Annotated in this window: 20 protein-coding genes; 8 read left to right on the top strand and 12 right to left on the bottom strand. The window is 73.4% G+C overall.

The genetic code is table 11. The features are described from left to right. Positions 1-232: 232 nt before the first annotated feature. Positions 233-427 carry a hypothetical protein gene (locus ACFV9T_RS21905; protein ID WP_009720740.1) on the top strand — a complete coding sequence of 65 codons (195 nt, stop codon included), beginning with the start codon at positions 233-235 and terminating at the stop codon, positions 425-427. A gap of 62 nt (positions 428-489) precedes the next feature. On the opposite strand, the gene ACFV9T_RS21900 is transcribed toward ACFV9T_RS21905, so the two are convergent. Beyond that, positions 490-1,878 carry a family 2B encapsulin nanocompartment shell protein gene (locus tag ACFV9T_RS21900; protein WP_385442836.1) on the bottom strand — a complete coding sequence of 463 codons (1,389 nt, stop codon included), beginning with the start codon at positions 1,876-1,878 and terminating at the stop codon, positions 490-492. Positions 1,879-1,967: 89 nt separating this feature from the next. Continuing rightward, complete coding sequence (locus ACFV9T_RS21895) at positions 1,968-3,380, bottom strand: family 2B encapsulin nanocompartment shell protein (RefSeq protein WP_385442834.1); 1,413 nt, start codon at positions 3,378-3,380, stop codon at positions 1,968-1,970. 302 nt (positions 3,381-3,682) lie between these two features. On the opposite strand from ACFV9T_RS21895, the gene ACFV9T_RS21890 reads away from it, so the two are divergent. Then, on the top strand, positions 3,683-4,543 hold the full coding sequence (locus ACFV9T_RS21890) for a phosphatidylinositol-specific phospholipase C/glycerophosphodiester phosphodiesterase family protein (protein WP_385442831.1): 861 nt from the start codon (positions 3,683-3,685) through the stop codon (positions 4,541-4,543). Positions 4,544-4,629: 86 nt separating this feature from the next. After that, complete coding sequence (locus tag ACFV9T_RS21885) at positions 4,630-5,118, top strand: GNAT family N-acetyltransferase (RefSeq protein ID WP_385442829.1); 489 nt, start codon at positions 4,630-4,632, stop codon at positions 5,116-5,118. Here ACFV9T_RS21885 and ACFV9T_RS21880 read toward each other — a convergent pair. Further along, positions 5,099-6,313 (bottom strand): ROK family protein, encoded by a 1,215-nt coding sequence (locus ACFV9T_RS21880; RefSeq protein WP_385442920.1) that lies wholly within the window; start codon positions 6,311-6,313, stop codon positions 5,099-5,101. The two genes, ACFV9T_RS21885 and ACFV9T_RS21880, sit on opposite strands and share 20 nt — an antisense overlap. A gap of 94 nt (positions 6,314-6,407) precedes the next feature. Next, the gene (gene xylB, locus ACFV9T_RS21875; RefSeq protein ID WP_385442918.1) at positions 6,408-7,850 is read right to left on the bottom strand and encodes a xylulokinase; all 1,443 of its coding nucleotides are present in this window, start codon (positions 7,848-7,850) and stop codon (positions 6,408-6,410) included. A gap of 163 nt (positions 7,851-8,013) precedes the next feature. On the opposite strand from xylB, the gene xylA reads away from it, so the two are divergent. After that, entirely contained in the window at positions 8,014-9,186 is a 1,173-nt protein-coding gene (xylA, locus tag ACFV9T_RS21870) for a xylose isomerase (protein ID WP_385442827.1), read from the top strand. 86 nt (positions 9,187-9,272) lie between these two features. Here the strand turns inward: xylA and ACFV9T_RS21865 are convergent, their stop codons facing one another. The 3 genes from ACFV9T_RS21865 to ACFV9T_RS21855 all read right to left on the bottom strand — a co-directional run bounded on the left by ACFV9T_RS21865 (position 9,273) and on the right by ACFV9T_RS21855 (position 14,776). After that, on the bottom strand, positions 9,273-10,370 hold the full coding sequence (locus ACFV9T_RS21865) for a pectinesterase family protein (RefSeq protein ID WP_385442824.1): 1,098 nt from the start codon (positions 10,368-10,370) through the stop codon (positions 9,273-9,275). Between the two features lie 138 nt (positions 10,371-10,508). Next, positions 10,509-11,840 carry an SWF or SNF family helicase gene (locus tag ACFV9T_RS21860; protein ID WP_385442822.1) on the bottom strand — a complete coding sequence of 444 codons (1,332 nt, stop codon included), beginning with the start codon at positions 11,838-11,840 and terminating at the stop codon, positions 10,509-10,511. Beyond that, positions 11,837-14,776 carry a DEAD/DEAH box helicase gene (locus ACFV9T_RS21855; protein WP_385442820.1) on the bottom strand — a complete coding sequence of 980 codons (2,940 nt, stop codon included), beginning with the start codon at positions 14,774-14,776 and terminating at the stop codon, positions 11,837-11,839. Before ACFV9T_RS21855 ends, ACFV9T_RS21860 begins: the two co-directional genes overlap by 4 nt. A 143-nt stretch (positions 14,777-14,919) precedes the next feature. Between ACFV9T_RS21855 and ACFV9T_RS21850 the strand changes: the two genes are divergently transcribed. Continuing rightward, entirely contained in the window at positions 14,920-15,102 is a 183-nt protein-coding gene (locus tag ACFV9T_RS21850; RefSeq protein ID WP_385442817.1) for a hypothetical protein, read from the top strand. A gap of 209 nt (positions 15,103-15,311) precedes the next feature. Here the strand turns inward: ACFV9T_RS21850 and ACFV9T_RS21845 are convergent, their stop codons facing one another. From ACFV9T_RS21845 to ACFV9T_RS21835, 3 genes are all read right to left on the bottom strand, one after another. Then, positions 15,312-16,106 carry a hypothetical protein gene (locus ACFV9T_RS21845; RefSeq protein ID WP_385442814.1) on the bottom strand — a complete coding sequence of 265 codons (795 nt, stop codon included), beginning with the start codon at positions 16,104-16,106 and terminating at the stop codon, positions 15,312-15,314. Positions 16,107-16,189: 83 nt separating this feature from the next. Then, a complete protein-coding gene (locus ACFV9T_RS21840; protein ID WP_385442812.1) occupies positions 16,190-16,726 on the bottom strand; it encodes a PadR family transcriptional regulator in 537 nt (178 codons plus the stop codon). A 29-nt stretch (positions 16,727-16,755) separates the two neighbouring features. Then, positions 16,756-17,382 carry a class I SAM-dependent methyltransferase gene (locus tag ACFV9T_RS21835; RefSeq protein ID WP_385442810.1) on the bottom strand — a complete coding sequence of 209 codons (627 nt, stop codon included), beginning with the start codon at positions 17,380-17,382 and terminating at the stop codon, positions 16,756-16,758. A 195-nt stretch (positions 17,383-17,577) separates the two neighbouring features. Here ACFV9T_RS21835 and ACFV9T_RS21830 point away from each other — a divergent pair, with 195 nt between their 5' ends. After that, positions 17,578-18,012 carry a roadblock/LC7 domain-containing protein gene (locus ACFV9T_RS21830; RefSeq protein WP_385442809.1) on the top strand — a complete coding sequence of 145 codons (435 nt, stop codon included), beginning with the start codon at positions 17,578-17,580 and terminating at the stop codon, positions 18,010-18,012. 78 nt (positions 18,013-18,090) lie between these two features. Here the strand turns inward: ACFV9T_RS21830 and ACFV9T_RS21825 are convergent, their stop codons facing one another. Continuing rightward, positions 18,091-18,519, bottom strand: a complete 429-nt coding sequence (locus ACFV9T_RS21825; RefSeq protein ID WP_385442806.1) for a PPOX class F420-dependent oxidoreductase — start codon at positions 18,517-18,519, stop codon at positions 18,091-18,093. A gap of 120 nt (positions 18,520-18,639) precedes the next feature. Between ACFV9T_RS21825 and ACFV9T_RS21820 the strand changes: the two genes are divergently transcribed. Both ACFV9T_RS21820 and ACFV9T_RS21815 read left to right on the top strand, forming a co-directional pair. Then, positions 18,640-19,044, top strand: a complete 405-nt coding sequence (locus ACFV9T_RS21820) for a roadblock/LC7 domain-containing protein (protein WP_358619961.1) — start codon at positions 18,640-18,642, stop codon at positions 19,042-19,044. 111 nt (positions 19,045-19,155) lie between these two features. Beyond that, complete coding sequence (locus ACFV9T_RS21815) at positions 19,156-20,133, top strand: DUF6397 family protein (protein ID WP_385442804.1); 978 nt, start codon at positions 19,156-19,158, stop codon at positions 20,131-20,133. 35 nt (positions 20,134-20,168) lie between these two features. Here ACFV9T_RS21815 and ACFV9T_RS21810 read toward each other — a convergent pair whose 3' ends face one another. Further along, positions 20,169-21,059 (bottom strand): acyl-CoA thioesterase, encoded by an 891-nt coding sequence (locus ACFV9T_RS21810; protein ID WP_385442802.1) that lies wholly within the window; start codon positions 21,057-21,059, stop codon positions 20,169-20,171. Positions 21,060-21,081: the final 22 nt, after the last annotated feature.

Below are 21,081 nucleotides of genomic sequence, written 5' to 3'. Positions count from 1 at the left end.
GCCCCGCGCCGCCCGGGGGCACCTCCGGGCGCCCACGGAAGCCCGTGCGAAGCGCCCCCGCCCGGGCACCCCCCCCCCCCGCGGGCCCCGTCCCCCGCCCGCCGCGCTCACCCGGAGGTCGAACGGAAGATCGGCACTCGTGTGGAGCACCCGCTTCGAGGGGATTCAGGGGGATTCTGGGCCACACTGACGGCCGGATCCCGATCCCCTGAAGCGGCCCAGGAGGCTCCCCATGGCCATTTCGATCTCCGTGGTCCTGCTCCTGCTGATTCTGGCGGTGGTCTTCCTGCGCAGCGGCGGACTACGCGTCTCGCACGCCCTGGTCTGCGTCACGCTGGGCTTCTACCTGGCGAGCAGCAGCATCGCGCCGACCATCTCCGAGGGCCTGTCCGCGACCGCGGACGTCGTCAGCAGCGTCCGTCCCTGACCGGCGCCCGCGACCGCGGTTCAGCCTTGTTTCGCGTTGTTTCGCGTTGATCCGGCAACCGCTCAGCGGCCGATCTCCACGTCCTCCAGCACGCCCAGGGCGTCGGGCACCAGAACCGCCGCCGAGAAGTAGGCGCTCACCAGATACGACGTCACGGCCTGCTCGTTGATGCCCATGAAGCGGACGTTGAGGCTGGGCTCGTACTCGTCGGGGATGCCCGTCTGGTGCAGTCCGATGACGCCCTGGCTCTCTTCCCCGGTGCGCATCGCGAGGATCGAGCTGGTGCCGGACTCACTCACCGGGATCTTGTTGCAGGGCAGCAGCGGCACCCCGCGCCAGGCGCGCACCGCGGTGCCCGCCACCTCGGCGCCCTGCGGATACAGCCCCCGGCTGCTGCACTCGCGGCCGAAGGCGGCGATGGTGCGTGGATGCGCCAGCAGATACTGCGTCTTGCGGCGCCGGGCCAGCAGCTCGTCCAGATCGTCCGGGGTGGGCGGGCCGCTGCGGGTGTGGATGCGCTGGGAGAGCGCGGCGTTGTGCAGCAGACCGAACTCCCGGTTGTTGACGAGTTCGTGCTCCTGGCGCTCGCGCAGCGCCTGGATGGTCAGCTTGAGCTGTTCCTCGACCTGGTTCATCGGTTCGTTGTAGAGGTCGGCGACGCGGGTGTGGACGCGCAGGATCGTCTGGGCGACGCTCAGCTCGTACTCACGCGGCTTCAGCTCGTACTCCGCGAACGTCCCCGCCAGCGTCGGCTCTCCCGTATGGCCGGAGGCGACCGCGATATCGGCCTCGCCCCGCCGGTTCTGCGCGGGCTCGGTCCGCCCTGACGCCTCCTGGAGATGGCCGCGCAGCGCCTCGGACCGGTCGGCGGTCTCCAGGAAGACCCGGCGGGGGAGGGTGAGCACCGTGGTCCGGGTGACGGCCCGCGCGGTGAACTCCCAGGTGCCCTCCGGACCGGTCAGCACCGAGTCGCCGAAGTACTCCCCGTCGGCCAGCAGCCCCAGCGCCGTGCCCTCGTCGTACGCCCCGGGCGCGATCTGCCGGACCTTGCCGTGGGCGATGAGGTACACCTGATCGGCCGGGCGGCCCGCCTCGACCAGCACATCGCCGGGCGCGTACTCCCGCTGCACACAGCCGTCCGCCAGCGCCTCCAGCACCGCGGTGTCGCCGAAACCGCGCAGCGTCGGCAGCTCACCCAGCTCCGGCGGAATCACCCGCACCTCGGATCCGGTGCTGACGAACTCGATCCGTCCGTCCCCGACCGTGTAGCTGAGCCGCCGGTTCACCCGGTACGTACCGGCCGAGACCTGGACCCAGGGCAGCACACGCAGCAGCCACCGGGAGGAGATGGCCTGCATCTGCGGGACGGACTTGGTCGTCGTCGCCAGATTCCGGGCGGCGGCCGTTCCCAGACTCAGCGGCTGCTCTCCGGACTCCACGGAGGTGGTCATCTGTGTTCATCACCCATTTCTGTAGTGGGGGGCGTTACGGGCGTTGCGGGAAGGCGATACCGGCGGCCGGGGGTGCGGCCGCCGCGCCGTCAGAGTCCGATTTCCACGTTCTCCAGGATTCCGAGCGCGTCCGGGACGAGGACGGCCGCGGAATAGTAGGCGCTCACGAGGTACGAGATGATCGCCTGGTCGTTGATTCCCATGAAGCGGACGGAAAGGCTGGGTTGGCATTCATCCGGAATTCCGGTCCGGTGGAGGCCGATGACGCCCTGGTTCTCCTCGCCGGTGCGCAGTGCCAGGATCGAGCTGACGCCGCTGCGGGTCACCGGGATCTTGTTGCACGGGAAGATGGGAACGCCGCGCCAGGCCGGGACCGCGTGCCCGTTCACCTCCGCGTGCTGCGGGACGATCCCCCGGCTGTTCAGCTCCCGGCCGATGGCCGCGATGGCCCGCGGGTGGGCCAGGATCAGCCCGGGGTCCTTCCAGACGGTGGCCAGCAGCGCGTCGAGGTCGTCGGGGGTGGGCGGGCCGCCACGGGTGTGGATGCGCTGGGACAGGTCGGCGTTGTGCAGCAGGCCGATGTCGGGGTTGTTGACCAGCTCGTGCTCCTGGCGCTCGCGCAGCGCCTCGATGGTCAGCCGGAGCTGCTGCTCGACCTGGTTCATCGGTTCGTTGTAGAGGTCGGCGACGCGGGTGTGGACGCGCAGCACCGTCTGGGCGACGCTCAGCTCGTACTCACGCGGCTTCAGCTCGTACTCCGCGAACGTGCCCGCCAGCGTCGGTTCGCCCGAGTGCCCCGAGGCCAGCTCGATGGACGCCTCACCGTGCTCGTTCTGCGCGGCCACCGGCGCCGAGCGCACCGCCTCCACATGCGTGCGCAGCTCCCGGGACCGGTCCAGCTGCTCCTCGAACTCCTGCCGGGACAGGGTCAGCGCCGTGCAGGAGGTGACCGCCTTGACCGTGATGCCCCAGGCGCCGGGCTCGGTGGCGGCCAGCTCCCGCGCGCCGAAGTGGTCACCCCCGGCGGCCGACCCGACCACCGAGGGCTCGTCGAACGCGCCCTCGGCCAGCTTGTCGACCTTGCCATGGGCGAGCAGGACCAGCTCGTCGGCCGGGTGCCCGGCCTCCACCAGCAGCTCCCCGGGGGCGAACTCGCGCTGGGTGAAGCGGTCCGCCAGCGCCTCGAGCACCGCGGTGTCCTCGAAGGCGCGCAGCAGCGGCAGTTCGCGCAGCTCGACGGGGATGACCCGGACCGCAGAGCCGGTGGTGGTGAACTCCACCCGCCCGTCACCGAGCGTGTGCGACGCCCGGCGGTTCACCCGGTACGAACCGCCCGGAACCTGCACCCACGGCAGCATGCGCAGCAGCCACCGCGAGGTGATGCCCTGCATCTGCGGCACGGACTTTGTCGTCGTCGCCAGATTCCGTGCCGCCTCCGTGCCCAGACTCGTGGGCGGCTGCGGATTGCCGATACCGGAACCTGATTCAACGGACGTCGTCATCGTGAATGCTCACCCATCCCTGTACGGACTTGAAGAGATATTCCGCCTCGAAGCAACTGCCAAGCTATCAGCGGACTTTGGGCGGTGCATTCACTCAAAAGAGTGTGCTGTCAAGGGTTTGCGGAATTAGTGCCGGGTGAATACTCCGCCACCGGGCCCTCGGGAACGGCGTGGAAATGGCCGGGAACCACCTGCGGAACTCTTCGCACGCCCCTGCCCATCGGGACCGCGGGCCCCCGATACTCACTGGCGTCCGACGCGTACATCCGGCACCACGCCGGGACGAGAGCCGGGAGGCCCCCATGGTCCGCCGTACACGCCGCGCCTTTGTCGTCACCCTCGGAGCCGCACTCGCGGGCGGCACCGCCGCCCCGGCGTTCGCGGACTCAGCCGGTCCCAGGCCCAAGCCGCCGCTGGCCAGAGCCCACGCGCACAACGACTATGAGCACCCGCGCCCGCTCCTCGACGCCCTGTCCCACGGCTTCGGCAGCGTCGAGGCCGACATCTGGCTGGTGGACGGCCAGTTGCTGGTCGCCCACGACGCGACCGACCTCGACCCCACCCGCACCCTGGAATCCCTGTACCTCGACCCGCTGTTCCAGCGCGTCACGGCGAACCGCGGCCGGGTCTACCGCGGCTACGACCTGTCGCTGCAACTGCTGATCGACCTCAAGACCCCCGGCGAGGCCACCTACCTCGAACTCGCCAAGCGGCTGCGCCGCTACAGCCGGATGTTCAGCACCGCCTACGGCGGGGTCGACGGCGGGGTGCGGCGCGGAGCGGTGACCGCCGTCATATCGGGCGACCGTGGAGCGCGCGGCCCCATGGAGGCCGAGGAGGTGCGCCACGCCTTCTACGACGGACGCCTGGAGGACATGGGCACCGGCGTGCCCGCCTCCTTCATCCCGCTCATCAGCGCCGACTGGACGAAGACCTTCACCTGGCAGGGCATCGGCGCGATGCCGCAGGAGGAGCGGGAGAAGCTGTACCAGATCACCGTCGCCGCCCGCGCGGCCCGGCAGAAGGTGCGCTTCTGGGCCACGCCCGACCTCGCGGGCGCGGCGCGTGACGCCGTGTGGCGCGAGCTGCTGGCCGCGCACGTCGGCTACCTCAACACCGATGACCTGGCGGGGCTGGAGGACTTCCTGCGCCGCGCTCACTGACGTGTCCCCGAGAATCGGTTTCGCGGGCCCGGCGTCCCGCGAAACCGATTCGCGGGACGCCGGTCCGCTCCGCCATGCTGACCGGCATGCTCATCAGGACCGCCACCCCCGAGGACTGGCCCGCGATCTGGCCCTTCCTGCACCGCATCGTCGCCGCGGGCGAGACCTATACCTATCCGCGCGACCTCGACGAGGAACGGGCCCGCGACCTCTGGATGCTGACGCCCCCGGGCCGGACCGTCGTCGCCACCGGCGCCGACGGTGCGGTGCTCGGCTCGGCCAAGATGAACCCGAATCAGATGGGGCCCGGCGCGCACGTGGCGGGCGCCAGCTTCATGGTGGCGCCCGAGAGCGCCGGGCGGGGCGTCGGCCGCGCGCTCGGCGAACACGTCCTGGAGTGGGCGCGCGCCGAGGGCTACCAGGCGATGCAGTTCAACGCCGTGGTGGAGGCCAACACCCGGGCGGTCGCGCTGTGGCGCTCACTCGGCTTCGAGGTGGTGGGCACCGTACCCAAGGCGTTCCACCATCCGGCGGAGGGCTACGTCGGGTTGCACGTCATGCACCGCTTCCTGTGACCGAGGCCGCTTCCCTGAGCCCCGCCGGATCGTCGAGGACGGCCTGCACCACGGAGTGCGCCGCGCCGAGCAGCGGACCGTCCGAGCCCAGCCGCGAGACCGTCACCGCGCCCTGACCGGAGCGCGCCGGGTCCGCGAGCCGCAGCGCCAACTCCTGCTCCAGGGCGGGCAGCAGCCAGGGCGCGAGCGGCGTGAGCGCGCCCCCGAGCACCACCGTGCGCGGGTCGAGGAGGTTCACGGCACCGGCCAGCGCGATACCGAGCGCCGCGCCCGCCTCGCGCAGCGCGCGCCGTACCCGCTGGTCGCCGTCCGCCGCCCGCTCGGCCAGCAGGGCGATCCGGCCGCCGGGCCCGGGGTGCTGGGCGGCGGCCTGCCCGGGGGACAGCCCGCTCGCCCGCAGCACCGCCTCCTCGCCCGCGTACTGCTCCAGACAACCGCGCCCGCCGCACGCGCACGCGGGCCCCTCGGGCCGTACCGGCACATGGCCCAGCTCACCCGCGAAGCCGTGGGTGCCGCGCAGCAGCCGCCCGTCGAGCACGACCGCGGCGCCGATGCCGATCTCGGCCGAGACATGGACGAAGTCGCGCGGCGCCGGGTCATGGCCGCCCCGCCACAGCTCGGCGAGCGCCCCGAGGTTGGCCTCGTTGTCGACGGTCAGCGGCAACCCGGGCAGTGCGGCGCGCAGCGCGGGGCCGATGTCCACGCCCTCCCAGCCGAGGTTGGGGGCGCGCACCACCAGCGACGCATCGCGCGCCACCAGGCCCGGCACCGCCACCGCGAGCCCGGCGGGCCGCAGCCCCGCGCGCACCGCCTCCGCCGCCACCTGCCGGACCAGCTCGGCGAGCCGGGCGAGCGCAGGGCCCGCCGCGCGGTCCCGGTTCGGCGCCGCCACCTCCGTACGGGCCCGTATCCGGCCGCCCAGGTCCACCGCGCAGACGGCCAGATGGTCCACGCCTATCTCCGCGCCGATCCCGGCCGGGCCGCGCTCGTTGAGCTGCAGCGCGCTGCCGGGGCGGCCGACCGTGCCGGGCCGGGACGGGCCCAGCTCGACCAGCAGCCCATCCCGGATCAGCTCGTCCACCAGCGTGGAGACGGCGGCCCGGGTCAGCCCCACCCGGGCCGCGACGGACGCGCGGGAGAGCGGTCCGTGCGCGGCCACGGCGTGCAGCACGAGGGAGAGATTCCGGCGGCGCATCGCCTGCTGGGTGTTGGGCAGTGGCGCTGCCACGGTCGTCTCCTCTCGTACGGGCTTCTCATGCGGTTCCGCTGATGGTGCCCGGCGGCGCGGGTCAGGCCCGGCGCAGCAGCCCGTCCGCGTCGGACAGCACCCGGGAGACGCGCTGCCGCGTCTCCTCGTCGCGCTCCACCGCCTCGTACGACGGTCCCTCCGCGGTCGCCCAGCGGCGCGCCACCGCCGCCGGGTCCTCGCCCAGCGCCAGCCCGGCGGCCTGCGCGGCGGCGCCGAGGGCGACGAGTTCCTGCGCCCGGGGCACCTGGACGGGGCGGCCGCTCAGCCGCCGTACCGTCTCGCGCCAGGCCATGCCCTTGGCGCCGCCGCCGATGAGCAGCAGCGGCGTATCGGGGGCCGCGTCCGCGTCCAGCACCTGGTCGAGCGCGGTCAGCAGAGTGAAGACGGCGCCGTCGTAGGCGGCCTGGAGGAGCTGGCCCGGCGTCGTGTCGTGGCGCAGCCCGTGCAGCAGCCCGGAGGCGTGGGGCAGGTTCGGGGTGCGCTCACCGTCCAGGAAGGGGAGCAGTACGGACTGGCCGCCCGGCTCCACCGCCTCCCGGTCCCGGCCCAGCAGCGCGGCGACCTTGTCGACGGCGAGCGTGCAGTTGAGGGTGCAGGCCAGCGGCAGCCAGGCCTCCCGGCTGTCGGCGAACCCGGCGACCGTCCCCGTCGGGTCGGCGGGCCGGTGCTCCGAGACCGCGTACACGGTGCCGGAGGTGCCGAGGCTGAGCACGGGCTGCCCCGGGCGCAGCCCGAGCCCGAGGGCCGCGGCCATGTTGTCGCCGGTCCCGGTGGCCACCAGGGCGCCGGTGGGCAGCGGCAGGCCCGGCAGGTCCCGTACCGTCCCGGCCGCCTCGCCGTGCCGCAGGACGCGCGGCAGCAGCGCGGAGGAGAGCCCGACCCGGCCGAGGATCTCCTCGTCGTACGCCTCGCTGCCGGACGCCCACCAGCCGGTGCCCGAGGCGTCGCCGCGGTCGGTCGTGCCGTATCCGGTGAGCCGCTCGGTGAGGTAGTCGTGGGGGAGCCGGACGGCCGCGGTGGCGCGGGCCGCCTCCGGCTCGTTCTCCATGAGCCAGGCCCATTTGGTGACGGTGAACGACGCCGCGGGCACGCTGCCGATCCGCTCCGCCCACGCCTTGGGGCCGCCCAGCTCCTCGACCAGCCGGTCGCGCTGCGGTGCCGAGCGCACGTCGTTCCACAGCAGCGCGGGGCGCACCGGGCGGCCGGAGGCGTCCAGCGTCACCAGCCCGTGCTGCTGGCCGCCGATGGAGACCGCGGCCGCCTGCCGGGCGTGCGGGCCGCACTGGCGCAGCGCCTCCGCCAGCGCCTCCCACCACGCTTCAGGATCGCTCTCCTTGCCCTCGCCGCCGGCTCCGCCGCCGACGGTGTGCGAACCCTGGCCGCGTGCGACGACCCGGCCGGTCGCGGCGTCGACGACCAGCGCCTTGGTCGACTGCGTGGAGCTGTCCACGCCCACGACCAGCGGTCCTTCCGGCACGGGCACGGCTGCTGCTGCCATCTCGCGCTCTCCCTTGCGTCCCTGTGTGCTTGCGACTGCGTCCCTGTCCGCTGCGACGAGTCTCCGCGGCTGATGAGCGGGGCTTCCCCGGAATGCTCGCGCATACTAATTTGTAAAGCGCCCTGACGAAATAGGCGAGGGAGCTGCGATGAGCTACAACCCCACCCCTGAGGACAGGTTCACCTTCGGCCTGTGGACGGTCGGCTGGCAGGGCCGGGACCCGTTCGGGGACGCCACCCGCCCGGCGCTCGACCCCGTCGAGTCCGTCACCCGGCTCGCCGAACTCGGCGCGTACGGCGTCACCTTCCACGACGACGACCTCATCCCCTTCGGCGCCTCGGAGACCGAGCGCGAGTCGCACATCAAGCGCTTCCGGCAGGCCCTGGACGCCACCGGCATGACCGTGCCGATGGCCACCACCAACCTGTTCACCCATCCGGTCTTCAAGGACGGCGCCTTCACCGCCAACGACCGGGACGTCCGCCGCTACGCCCTCCGCAAGACCCTGCGCAACATCGACCTCGCGGTCGAGCTGGGCGCGAAGACCTATGTGGCCTGGGGCGGCCGCGAGGGCGCGGAGTCCGGCGGCGCCAAGGACGTGCGCGCCGCCCTCGACCGGATGAAGGAGGCCTTCGACCTGCTCGGCGCGTACGTCACCGAGCAGGGCTACGATCTGCGCTTCGCCATCGAGCCCAAGCCCAACGAGCCGCGCGGCGACATCCTGCTGCCCACCGTCGGCCACGCGCTCGCCTTCATCGAGCGGCTGGAGCGGCCCGCGCTGTACGGGGTGAACCCCGAGGTCGGCCACGAGCAGATGGCCGGGCTGAACTTCCCGCACGGCATCGCGCAGGCGCTGTGGGCGGGCAAGCTCTTCCATATCGACCTCAACGGCCAGTCCGGCATCAAGTATGACCAGGACCTGCGGTTCGGGGCGGGCGATCTGCGGGCCGCCTTCTGGCTCGTCGACCTGCTGGAGACGGGCGGCTACGAGGGCCCGCGCCACTTCGACTTCAAGCCGCCGCGCACCGAGGACATCGAGGGCGTGTGGGCGTCGGCTGCGGGCTGCATGCGTAACTACCTCATCCTCAAGGAGCGGGCGGGCGCCTTCCGTGCCGACCCGGAGGTCCAGGAAGCGCTGCGCGCCTCGCGCCTGGACGAGCTGGCCCGGCCCACCCTGGAGGAGGGCGAGACCCCGGCGGCGCTGCTCGCCGACCGCACCGCCTTCGAGGAGTTCGACGCCGAGGCCGCCGCCGAGCGCGGTATGGCCTTCGAGCGCCTGGACCAGCTCGCCATGGACCATCTGCTGGCCGCGCGCGGCTGATCACTGATCGCCGACCGCGGTAGCGACCGGCCGCCGGTCCCGCCCCCCGACGGGACCGGCGGCCGGAGTTCACCGGACCCGCCGGATCAGGACGGCTGCCAGCCCGCGAGCCAGTCCGCGATCTCGTAGTCGGCGGCCTGCGCGTCGGTCAGCTGCGGCCGGTCGCCGCTCGCCGAACCGGAACCGGAGCCCGTGTTCTTGTACTCCGCGAAGCGGTCGTCCTTCCAGGAGAACCCGCTCATGTCCGTCCACGGCGTGGTTTTGACCGCCGCCGACAGATTCGTGTTGCGGACGACCGTCTGCGGATCGAGGCTCGCGTCCCCGCCCGCGTGCCAGGGGCGGCCGAGGTAGAAGGACCGGCTGCTGACGTCCCCGCTGACGGTGCTGTTGATGAACAGGAAGCCCTTCTTCCCGGCCGCCGTCGAGGGCGCCGCGACATAGCCGCCGGAGCTGCCGTCGTAGCGCTTGACGAGCTTTATCGTCGACTTGTTGATGACGGCGGAGGCGCGGCCGAAGACGAAGTCGACATTGCCCTGGACGACGGAGTTGTTGACGTATACCCGGCCGGTCTTGTCCTTGCTCGCCGAGTCGAGCAGCAGGGTGTCCTGGTCGCCGACCGCGCCGATGTTGTCCAGCACGATTTTGTCGGCCGCGGTGCGCAGCGCGACCGCCTGCTTATCGGTGATGCTCGTGTTCGCCTCGTTGAAGTCGTTCACGAACTGCAGATGGCGCGCCTGGAAGTCGTCCGCCTCGACGGCGACGGTCGCGCTGCCGCTGGTGCCGTAGGTCCCGCCGCCGGGCTTGGGGGTGCCGGAGGCGTTGTTGTAGACGATGCTCACGTCACTCTTGTTGCCGGTGCTGCCCACCAGCCGGATGTGCGGCTTGTTGGAGGGGATCTTCACGAGCTCCCGGTAGGTGCCGGGCTTGACGGAGATAGTGACCGCGGAGGAGTTGTTCGCCGGGACCGCGTTGACGGCCGCCTGGACGGTCGTGTACTGACCGCTGCCGTCCTTGGCTACGACGAGGGTCGCCGCCGCCGCGGAACCTGCCGCGTGGGCCCGGCCGCTGTCGCCGAGCCATCCGGCGGCCGGAGCGGCGATCAGCGTGGCGCCGGTGGCGAGGGCCAGGGGGCCGAGGAGCGGACCGGGGCGGCGGCGCCGGGAGCGCGGACGCGTTGGGGGCATGGGGGATCTCCGTCCCGTGGAGGCGTGTGCGGGGGTGTTTCTGACGCCTTACGGTTGCCACGCCCCCACGAAAGGTTGCCGCCCTGCGGCCGGTGGGACCGGAGCGGCGCCGGTCCCACCGCCGCCACCGATGCCGGGTCAGTCCGGCGCGGTCATCGCCAGGGCCGCCTCCGGGTCCTGGGCCGACGGCCCGGCGGGCCACCAGCGGCCCCGGTCCTTCCGGTACGGCCACCAGCGGCCGTCGCGCCCGTAGCGCACCTGGGCGTCGGCGCCCACCGCCGTCCAGCGGTTGCCCGCCACACGCAGCTGGGGCGCCCGTTCGCCCTCCTCCCAGGCGGTGGCGAGCTGGGCGCGGGCGCGCGCCAGGGCCTCGTCGTCCGGTGTCCACTCCTCCTCCAGCACGGCGAGCGCGGCGGCCCCGCCGTGCTCCCAGGCGCGTACGGCGCGGGCCAGATCCACGCGGTCGCGCCCGCAGCCCGCCGCGAGCCGGGCGGCGATCGCGGCCGGGGGACCGGCGGCGGTCAGCCGCACCGTGTCCTGCCACTCCGTCAGTACGGCCGGGACGGGGGACGCGGCATGGCCGGGAGCCAGCGCCTCGGCCAGCAGCCGCTGGGCCCGTACGGCGGCGTCGGCCGCGAGGAACTCCAGCGCGGCCACGTCCAGCCCGGGCGCCGGATCCGTGCCCCCGGCGAGCGCCGGTGGACGGCCGGGCGCGGCGACGGCGGCCGGGGGAGCGGGCAGCTCGGCCGGACCGGGCGCGGCGAACGCCGCCTGCGCCGGTACGCCCTCCGGGACCGCGGACGGAACCTCGTCCCCGGCCGTTTCCCCGGCCGGTGCGGAGTGCCGGGCGGCGTGCGCCACGCTGCGCACCTGAAGCTCGTCCAGCAGCTCCCGCTCCCCGCGTCCGCGCATCAGCAGCAGCAGATACGGATCCTCGTCCAGCAGCCGGGCGACCTGGTAGCACAGCGCGGCGGTGTGCGGGCAGTGGTCCCATGCCTCGCACGCGCACTCCGGCTCCAGATCGCCTATCCCCGGCAGCAGATCGACGCCCACGGCTGCCGCGTCCTCGACGAGCTGCGGCGGCATGTCGCGGTCGAGCAGCGCGGCGATGTGCCCCGAGCGCTCCGCGACCACGCCCAGCAGCCGATCCCACTCGCCGTCGTCCAGCTCCTGCAGCAGCACATCGGAACGGTACGGGGTGCGGTCCCGGTCCCGTACCACCGCGGTGATCCGCCCCGGCCGTACGCACACCGCGCCGACCGCGCCCTCGCGAGCGTGCTTGCGGCCGCTTTTCAGGTGTCCGTTGTCCAGCGCGGTGTCCTCCAGGGCCTTCAGCCATGCCCGGCCCCACCAGGTACGGGCGAAGCCGCGGCCCTGGGCGGGCGGCAGGGCGGGGAGGGTGCGCTCGGGCCGCGCGCCGGGCGCGTCCTCGGCGTACCCGTTCTCATCGGAGTGTCCGGTACGGCTCAACGCTCGCTCCCCCTCAGCTCCACCAGCTCCGCGAGCTGGGCGTCGGTCAGTTCGGTCAGCGCGCCCTCGCCGGAGCCCAGCACCGCGTCGGCCAGCTCCCGTTTGCGGTCCAGCATCGCGGCGATCCGGTCCTCCACGGTGCCCTCCGCGACGAGACGGTGGACCTGCACCGGCTGGGTCTGGCCGATGCGGTACGCGCGGTCGGTGGCCTGCGCCTCGACGGCCGGGTTCCACCAGCGGTCGTAGTGGACGACGTGACCGGCGCGGGTGAGGTTCAGCCCGGTGCCCGCCGCCTTCAGGGACAACAGGAACACCGGCGCCTCGCCGTCCTGGAAGCGCCGCACCATCTCCTCGCGGCGCGCCACCGGCGTGCCGCCGTGGAGCAGCTGGACCGGTACTCCACGCGCGGTCAAGTGACCTTCGAGGATCCGGGCCATCTGCACGTACTGGGTGAAGACGAGGACGCTCGCGCCCTCGGCGAGGATGGTGTCCAGCAGCTCGTCGAGCAGCTCCAGCTTCCCGGACCGGCCGACGATGGTGGGCTGGTCCTCCTTCAGGTACTGCGCCGGATGGTTGCAGATCTGCTTCAGCCCGGTCAGCAGCTTGACGATGAGCCCGCGCCGCGCCAGCCCGTCGGTGACCGCGATCTCCGCGAGGATTTCCCGCACCACCGCCTCGTACAGCCCGGCCTGCTCCTTGGTGAGCGTGACGGCCCGGTCCGTCTCGGTCTTCGGCGGGAGTTCGGGCGCGATGCCCGGGTCGGACTTGCGGCGCCGCAGCAGGAAGGGGCGGACCAGCTTCGCCAGCCGCGCCGCGGCGTCCGGGTCGCTTCCGCTCTCCACGGCCTGGGCGTAGCGCCTGCGGAACGCGTCATGGGTGCCCAGCACGCCGGGCGTGGTCCAGTCGAGGATCGCCCACAGCTCGGAGAGGTTGTTCTCGATGGGGGTGCCGGAGAGCGCGACCCGGGCCTTGGCCCCGATGGTGCGCAGGCGCTTGGCGGTCGCCGAGAACGGGTTCTTGACATGCTGGGCCTCATCGGCGACGACCATGCCCCAGGGCCCCGCCCCGGCCAGCCGTTCCGCGTCCAGCCGCATCGTGCCGTACGTGGTCAGCACGAACTCCCCGTCCGCGAGACCGTCCAGGCTGCGCGCCGTGCCGTGGAAGCGGCGCACCGGCGTCCCCGGCGCGAACCGTTCGATCTCGCGCCGCCAGTTGCCCATCAGCGACGTCGGGCAGACCACCAGGGTGGGCCCGGCGGCTCCGGCGACGTGGTCCTGCCGGTGCAGATGCAGCGCGATCAGGGTGATGGTCTTGCCGAGCCCCATGTCATCCGCGAGACAGCCGCCGAGGCCGAGCGACGTCATCCGGACCAGCCAGTCCAGACCGCGCAGCTGGTAGTCGCGCAGGGTGGCGGCGAGGGCCGCGGGCTGGGCGACGGGCGGTCCGCCGTCGTCCTCCCCGGGCCGGGCGAGACGGTCGCGCAGCGCGGCCAGCCAGCCGGTGGCCCGCACCTCGACCTCGGTGCCGTCGGCCTCCGTACGGCCGGTGAGGACGGCGCCGAGCGCGTCGACGGGGGCGAGCTTGCGGTCCTGACGGTCGCGGGCGCGCCGCGCCGACTCGGGGTCCAGGACCACCCACTGGTCGCGCAGCCGCACCACCGGGCGGCCCGCCTCGGCGATCCGGTCCAGCTCCTCCCGGGTCAGCTCCTGGTCGCCGATGGCGAACCGCCAGCTGAAGCGGAGCAGCGCGTCGGCGGAGAGGAAGGAGGGCGTCCGGGGCCCCTGGCTCTGTTCGGTACCGTCCGCTTCATCGGGGTCGTCAGGGTCGTCCGGGCCGACGACGGCGCGCGCGGTGAGCCCGCGCACCAGCTCCTTGGGCCAGTGCACCTTCACCCCGGCGGCGTCCAGCGCCCCGGTCGCCGGGCCCAGCAGTTCGGTGACGTCCTCGTCGGCGAGATCGACCGCCTCGGGCACGGCCGCGGACAGCAGCGGGGTGAGCGGCGCCCAGGCGCGGGCCGCGCGCCGCAGGGTGAGCAAGGCGTCCATCCGAGCCCGGGGGCCGAGCGCCGCACCGGCGGGCGCGGTGCCCGCCCACACCTCGGCGGCGTCGGCGACCAGGGACGGATCGGTGAGGCTGTGCAGCTGGAGGACGGCACGGAAACCGGGCCCGGCGCCGGTGCCCTGGAGCAGTTCGATACGGAGCGACAGCCGTACGCCCGCGTCGTGTCCGGCGGCGACGTCGGCCGCCCAGGCGCGCTGTTCGGGCATTCGCCGAGGGGCGGTAGCGGCGAAGGCGGGGCCGCCCGCGGCCACGGACGCGGCGGGCGAGCGCGGCAGCCCGTCCGCGACCGCGTCGAGGAAGGCGCGCAGCTGGCGTTCGGGGTCGGGCAGCAGCAGGGGGTCGCTGCCGGGCAGCGCCACCGCGTGGGCGGCGGGCGGCATGGCGGCGGCCAGCTCCCGCACCCTCTCCAGGTCGTCGCCGTCGAGCGGGCCGACGCGCCAGGCGTCGTGGTCCGTGGCGGTGAGGCCGGGCAGCAGTCGGCCGCGGGCGGCGAGTTGCAGGGCGAGGACGGCGGCGGCCCCCCAGAAGGCCGTCGCGGGGTCGGTCCCCTCCCGGTCCGAGCGCTCTCCGCCCGGTCGCGCGGCGGCCCGTGCCCGGGCCCGGGTGAGCACGGGCAGCGCTGCGGCGAGGGACAGCACCCGGGCTCGTACGGTGCGGGTACGGACGCCGGTGCCGTCCGGGACGACGACGGTCAGTTCCTCGGTGGAGGCGGACATCCCGTCGGACTTCCCGCCGGACTTCCCGCCGGGCGGCGGGTCATCCGGCTGCCAGAACGCGACGCGCCCGGCGCGCGAGGGATCGCCCGGCAGGAAGACGGCGGTGGAGCGACAGAGTTCGGCGATCTCGGAGGGGCTGGTCGCGGAGGGTGGGGTCACAGCGCTGACGCGTTCCTCAAATTTGACTACCGGAGTGGGCGGCCGAGGGTACAGGACCGTGGGCAGGATGTGGAACCGGCGGCCGCCGGTGTCCGTTGTGAGGAGTGAATACGGCTATGGGCCGGGTTAAGGAGGCGGGTGCGATGTCCACGCGCGCGAAGGTCGCCGCCGGAGGTGTGGCGGCCGGTGTGATCCTGCTGTGGTTGCTGCCCTTCTGGGCCGCGCTGCTGGTGATGGTGGGCGTGCCGGTGGCCGCCTATCTGCTGCTCGACCCGTCGCAGCGGCGCAGGCTGCGCGGGGTCTCCCGTAAGCAGCTGGGGCGCTGACCCGGGCGGCCCAGCCTCGGCACCCGGGCACCGCCGACAGCCGCTGTCGCGCCCGGGAGGCGAGCCGAGCCACAGACCACCGGCCGGGTTCGGGAGCGGGGGCGGCGCGCGCCTGGGAGTGACCGCGCATGACCGATCGCGGACCGTCCCGGCTCCCCGACCCGGCCGGTCACAGACGCGTGGCTGCGCCCCGTGGGCCGTCCCCGCGCTCAGTGAGGTCGTACGGCCAGCTTGTCCAGTGCCGTCAGCAGCCCCGGCAGCTCCGGACCGCGGCCGACCGGCAGCACCTCGCCCGGCGCCTCGTCCAGCAGCACGAACGCGATGTCGTCGGTCCGCGCCACCATGCTCCAGCCCGGTCCGTCCGCCCGCAGCGTCCGCGCGTCACCCGCGGCGAACGCGGAGCGGATCCGGCCCAGCGGCGGAGGCGTGTCCAGGTAGCCGCGCGCTTCCTCAAGGACGCGCCGCACGCCCCCGTGCGGCTTCTCGCCCGGTGCCACGAACGTCACGTCGCCGTCCACCTGTTCGCGCCAGATCGCCCACTGGAGCGCGATCTCGTCCGCGCCGAGCCGCCGTTGCGGCGGACCCCACTGCTCGGAGTCCGGCGGCGCGAGCGGTGGCCGGGCCGTGCCCTCGGGCTGGGCGTCGGGCGCGGGGTCGTGCGGCGCCGGTACGCCAGGCGCGGCCACCGCCACCGCGAGCGGCCAGCCGGGCAGGGAGGCGAGCACGGTCCGGTCGTCGAGCGACAGCTCGTACTCCATGCCGCAGTCCCAGGTGGCGATGGCGATCGCGACGAGCGACACATCGTCGGTGACCACCGTCCAGCGGGCGCCCTTGCCGTCCTGCCCCAGCACCAGGCCGTAACCCGGCTCGTACGGCTCCAGCCTGAGCGCGGCGCACACCTCGGGATAGTCGTCGCCGAGCACGCTCGGGAACTGTGCGGGCGTCAGCAGCACGGCGGTCAGCACATACAGCGCGTCCTCGCCCGACTCCTCCGTGGCGGACACGGCAGCCTCCTCTTGCGGTTCTTCGTCCGGCGCACCCTAACCAGCCGGTAGGCGCGGCGTCGAGACTCGTGCCGTGGCCGGGGTCAGCTCCCGTCCCCGGCCCGGAGCCCGTCCAGGGTGCGCCGCAGCCAGGACAGTTCGGCCTGGCCGGCGGCGCGCGCGAGGGTGAGGACGCCCCGCCGGAAGGGGTCCTCCACCTCCTCCGCGCGCAGCGGCCGGTCGCCCTCGTAGAAGAAGCAGGAGGGACGGCGCAGATGGGCCAGGCGGCGTTCGAGTACGGCCGCCTGCCGGGCCGGATCGTCCAGATGCCGCAGGAACGACAGCAGGATGAACCAGCGGTTCTCGTCCGTGATGTCGCTCTCGGCGGGATCCGCGAGACGGCGGCGCAGCTCGGCGCGCCCCTCGGCCGTCAGGGTCAGGACGAGCCGGGGCGCGGCCCCCGCGCCCGGCCGGGTCTCACGGGCCAGCAGCCCCGCCCTCTCCAGCCGCTTGATCGCCGGGTAGAGAGTGCTCTCGGCCACCGGCCTGACGTGCCCGGTCAGCGCGGTGATCCGTTTGCGTAGCTCGTAGCCGTGCAGCGGCGCGTCATGGAGGAAGCCGAGGATGGCGAGTTCGAGCATGCCCGCATTGTGGCGCACCGCTCAGGTCATCAGCCCTGACGGACCGAGACGGCCAGGAAGCGGGTGTCCTCGTCCGTGTACGTATCCAGCCGCCAGCCGCAACGGGCCAGCAGCGGCCGCAGGTTGGGCTCGGCCCGCAGGTCATCGGGGGTGAGCGCCCGGCCGTGGCGGGCGGCGAGCGCAGCGCGCCCCACCGGGTGGAACAGCGCGAACGTCCCGCCGGGGCGCACTGCCCGGGCCAGCTCGCTCAGCCCGTCCTCGGGGTCGGTGAGGTGCGAGATCAGTCCGGCGGCGAAGACCGCGTCGAGACAGCCGTCGCGCAGCGGCAGCCGGGCGACATCGGCGAGGGCGAGCGTCCCGTCCCGGTCCCGCCCGGCGCGTACGGCCGCCGTCAGCATGGCGGGCGTGAGGTCGAAGCCCAGCACGGTCCCCCGGGGGCCGACCGCGGCGCGGAGCGCGGGCAGGGCGCGGCCCGTACCGCAGCCCGCGTCGAGCACCGCGTCCCCGGTGCGCAGGCCCAGGGCGGTGACGGCGGCGGCGTAGGCCGGGCCGTCGTCGGCGAAGCGGCTGTCCCAGTCGGCCGCCCGGGGCGTGAAGAAGTCCCGCACACCGGCCGCGGTGTCGCGGCGGTCTTCATTGGCGCGGTCCTGGCGCATGAGGGCTCCTTGGTTTGCCGTCCTGAGAACAGGTTCGGGCATCAAGCGATCGTTCGTGAATCTGTCTCTGTCAAATTCCACCAGGTTCGTAATGCGCCCCTCAATGCGCCCCCTCGCGGGCTAGCGTCCCTGGCCCATGGGGGGACCCCGAGCGCGCCGCCCGCTCGCGGCGTGTGCCGACCGAGGGAGACCGTCATGATCAAGCGCCGCGCCGCCGCCGTCCGCTCTTCGGCCGGTCTCGACCGGAGCCTGCTCGACCCGGGTCTGCTCGACCGGATCCTGGATGAGGGAGTGGCCCGCGCCGCCGGGGTCCGCCACGCTGTGCTGCTCTCGCCGGACGGGACCGTACTCAGCGCGTCCCGTGGGCTCTCCCGGCGGGACGCGGAGCAGCTGGCCGAGGTCGCCTCCGGATTCCACGGCCTGGCCGGGAGCGCGGGGCGTCGTGCGCGGCCCGCCCCGGTGCGCCGGACGATGGTCGAGATGGAGAGCGGCACCCTCTTCGTCGCGGCGGCGGCAGCCGGAGCCTGCCTGGCCGTGCTGAGCGCCGTGGCCGCCGACCCGGCCACGGCCGCCGCCGAGTCGGCCCGGCTCGTGGATCGGGTCGGCGAGCACCTGCGCGCCCTCGGCTGACCCCGGAAGGGACGGTGCGATAAAGGTCGTGACGCGAGCCTGAACGATTGATTTCGGCCGAATTACTTCATCGTTCGACTAGTCGGCGATATCGGCAACGGCGGCGACCTTTTCGATACGGACCCGCACCAGCAGCTCGCCGGGGACGCCGTTGCGGGCTCCATATTGTTCGGCGAGGTCATCGCCCACATAGCGGGCGGCGATCCGGGTGGCCCACTCCCGTACCTCTCCCAGCTCATCGCTGAGTTCGGCCCGGCCCCGCACCGTGACGAAGGAGAACGGGGGCCGGTCGTCGTCCACGCAGAGGCTGACTCGGGGATCCCGGGCCAGGTTGCGCCCCTTGACCGTGTCCTGCCCGGTGCTGAACACCAGGTCGTCCCCGTCGAGCAGGAACCAGATGGGCGCGAGATGGGGGCTTCCATCGGCCCTTACGGTCGCCAGCTTGCCGGTGCGGGTGCCCTCGGAGAGGAACTTCTGCCACTGATCCCTCGACATGTTCTGTGCCATGTCCCCATCTTGCGTCAAACAGCGCGGAACGGCCGGAGGGACGGGTAGGGCGGGTTGCCCAGACGGCGGCAGTGAGAAAGGCTGGCACGCAGCTGAAGGGGAATCGGGGAGGAATCGCCAATGGCACTCAGCAAGGGGCTCGACTGGTTACTGGACGACCTGACCCAGCGGATCGCGCAGGTGCGGCATGTGCTGGTGCTGTCGAACGACGGACTGGTGACGGGGGCGAGCGCGACGCTCGAACGCCAGGACGCGGAGCACCTGGCGGCCGTCGCTTCCGGGCTGCACAGCCTCGCCAAGGGGTCCGGCAACCACTTCCGGACGGGCCGGGTGCGGCAGACCATGGTCGAGTTCGAGGAGGGCGTCCTCTTCGTGACGGCCGCGGGTGACGGCAGCTGCCTCTGCGTCCTGAGCGGCCCGGACGCCGATGTCGGGCAGGTCGCCTACGAGATGACGCTGCTGGTGAACAGGGTGGGGGAGCACCTGGGAGTCGAGGCCCGGCAGGAGAGCGGCGCCCCGAGCTGACCGCCGGGGAGTTATCCACAGACGGTTATCCACAGGCCTGACGGACCGTCGTGCCGCGGCGCTATCGTCGTCACTGTCAGTGATTGATGGATCGCGGGGGAGGACTTCGTCATGGCAGTGGTACGAGCGGAGCAGGTCGAGCGGGAGCCGCAGGAGGCGCAAGAGGCGCGGGCCGCGCGGGGGACGCGGGCCGCGCAGGAGATGCGGGAGCGCCGGAAGCCGTCGGGCCCGGCCGGGCCGGGGCAGCCGACGGGCGTCGCGTTCCGCACCGCGGCCCGGATGCTGGGCCTCATGCCGCGCGAATTCGAGCTGGCCGAGCAGCTGGGGGAGGTGCACACCATCATCACCCCCGCCGGGCGGCGGGTGGAGCGGGAGGAGCTGGCGCGGCTGGCGAGCGCCGAGGGATTCCCGGAGGTGCTGCGCACCCGGTTGCGGGTGGTCGGCACGGCGGGGGCGGCCGAGCTGCTGGGCATCAGCCCGGGTCGGCTCACCCGCCTGGCGCGCGGCGGCTTCTTCGCCCCGGCCCGGTTCTATGTCAACCGGTACCGGCGGGTGGTGTGGCTCTATCTGGCCACCGATCTGGAGGAGTTCGCCGTCCGCGAGCCGGATCTGCTGAGCGGCCGTACCCCGCCGGGGCTGAGCGCGTCGCTGGCCGCCGGAGAGGACGCACGGGCCGAGAAGTGGCGGGCCCGGCGGATCGGCCAGCTGCTCTCCCGGACCCGGGACCCCTGGGAGCGCGCCGGGGTGCTGGCCGCGGTGCTGGGCGCCGACGAGCTGGCGGTGGCCGTCGGCGATCCGCACGACCGGGACCATGTGCGGGAGCTTCGCCCGGCGCTCGTCCCGGTGCGCCCCGCCGCGGCGGCGGCGCGCAAGGTGATCGACAGGGTGCAGACGGCGGAGGGGTCCCAGGAGATCCTGCGATATCGCGTGGCGCTCGCCGACGCGGTGCGGGAGGCCCGCCGGGTCCGCCCCGCACCCCGGCCGGACGCCGCGGTGGCATCGCTCCCCGCCTGCCGGACCCGGCCCCCGGGCCGGTCAGCGGACCACCGGCCGCGCGGCCTGTGGCGCAGGCTGGTCGGCAAGCGCTGACCCGCGGCCAGGCGCGCCGCTCCAGGGCTCAGGGCTCAGCCGTTCTCCGTGGCCTCCGGCGCCGGAGCCAGGGGGCGGAAGAGGCCCTCCTGCACCACAGATACGAGAAGGCGACCCGCGCGGTCGTAGATCCGGCCGCGCGCCAGCCCGCGGCCGCCGGTCGCCACGGGCGACTCCTGGTCGTAGAGGAACCACTCATCGGTACGGAAGGGCCGGTGGAACCACATGGCGTGGTCCAGCGAGGCCATGTCGAAACCCCGCTCGCCCCATAGCGGCTCGACGGGCATCCGCACCGCGTCGAGCAGCATCATGTCGCTCGCGTACGTGAGCGCGCAGGTGTGGACGAGCGGGTCGTCCCCGAGCGGTCCGACCGCGCGCATCCACACCGCGCTGCGCGGTTCCGCTTCCCGCAGTTCCTCATCGGTCCAGCGCAGCCGCTCGACGTACCGGATGTCGAAGGGCTGGCGGCGCTCCATCCGCGCAAGCGATTCGGGGAGGGCCCCCAAGTGCTCGCGGATCTCATCGGAGAGCTTCGGCAGGCTCTCCGGCTCAGGTACCTCGGGCATCGGCAGCTGCTGTTCGATGCCCGGCTCCGGACGATGGAAGGAGGCCGTCAGATTGAAGATCGTCCGACCCTGCTGGACGGCGACGACCCGGCGGGTGGTGAAGGAGCGCCCGTCCCGGATCCGCTCCACCTGGTACACGATGGGCACACCCGGCCGACCCGGGCGCAGGAAGTACGCGTGCAGCGAGTGCACCGGGCGCTCCCCGTCGGTGGTGCGCCCGGCGGCCACCAGCGCCTGCCCCGCCACCTGCCCGCCGAACACCCGCTGCAGCGATTCATCGGGGCTCAGCCCACGGAAGATGTCCACCTCGATCCGTTCCAGATCGAGCAGGTCGACCAGACGCTCGGCGGGGTTGGTCATCGCTGGCGCTCCTTCGCTGAGC

Origin of the sequence: Streptomyces sp. NPDC059850 (assembly GCF_042731515.1) — a bacterium.
Lineage (GTDB): Bacteria > Actinomycetota > Actinomycetes > Streptomycetales > Streptomycetaceae > Streptomyces.
The sequence above is the reverse complement of the archived record's forward strand: the minus strand, read 5'-3'. Positions and strand labels throughout refer to the sequence as shown.

Coding starts and splice junctions, on each gene's coding strand:
- ACFV9T_RS21830 (WP_385442809.1), top strand. CDS start 17,578: ATGATCAAGCGCCGCGCCGCCGCCGTCCGCTCTTCGGCCGGTCTCGAC.
- xylA (WP_385442827.1), top strand. CDS start 8,014: ATGAGCTACAACCCCACCCCTGAGGACAGGTTCACCTTCGGCCTGTGG.
- ACFV9T_RS21850 (WP_385442817.1), top strand. CDS start 14,920: ATGTCCACGCGCGCGAAGGTCGCCGCCGGAGGTGTGGCGGCCGGTGTG.
- ACFV9T_RS21810 (WP_385442802.1), bottom strand. CDS start 21,059: ATGACCAACCCCGCCGAGCGTCTGGTCGACCTGCTCGATCTGGAACGG.
- ACFV9T_RS21880 (WP_385442920.1), bottom strand. CDS start 6,313: ATGCGCCGCCGGAATCTCTCCCTCGTGCTGCACGCCGTGGCCGCGCAC.
- ACFV9T_RS21900 (WP_385442836.1), bottom strand. CDS start 1,878: ATGACCACCTCCGTGGAGTCCGGAGAGCAGCCGCTGAGTCTGGGAACG.
- ACFV9T_RS21890 (WP_385442831.1), top strand. CDS start 3,683: ATGGTCCGCCGTACACGCCGCGCCTTTGTCGTCACCCTCGGAGCCGCA.
- ACFV9T_RS21865 (WP_385442824.1), bottom strand. CDS start 10,370: ATGCCCCCAACGCGTCCGCGCTCCCGGCGCCGCCGCCCCGGTCCGCTC.
- ACFV9T_RS21835 (WP_385442810.1), bottom strand. CDS start 17,382: ATGCGCCAGGACCGCGCCAATGAAGACCGCCGCGACACCGCGGCCGGT.
- ACFV9T_RS21820 (WP_358619961.1), top strand. CDS start 18,640: ATGGCACTCAGCAAGGGGCTCGACTGGTTACTGGACGACCTGACCCAG.
- ACFV9T_RS21905 (WP_009720740.1), top strand. CDS start 233: ATGGCCATTTCGATCTCCGTGGTCCTGCTCCTGCTGATTCTGGCGGTG.
- ACFV9T_RS21895 (WP_385442834.1), bottom strand. CDS start 3,380: ATGACGACGTCCGTTGAATCAGGTTCCGGTATCGGCAATCCGCAGCCG.
- ACFV9T_RS21815 (WP_385442804.1), top strand. CDS start 19,156: ATGGCAGTGGTACGAGCGGAGCAGGTCGAGCGGGAGCCGCAGGAGGCG.
- ACFV9T_RS21825 (WP_385442806.1), bottom strand. CDS start 18,519: ATGGCACAGAACATGTCGAGGGATCAGTGGCAGAAGTTCCTCTCCGAG.
- ACFV9T_RS21885 (WP_385442829.1), top strand. CDS start 4,630: ATGCTCATCAGGACCGCCACCCCCGAGGACTGGCCCGCGATCTGGCCC.
- ACFV9T_RS21840 (WP_385442812.1), bottom strand. CDS start 16,726: ATGCTCGAACTCGCCATCCTCGGCTTCCTCCATGACGCGCCGCTGCAC.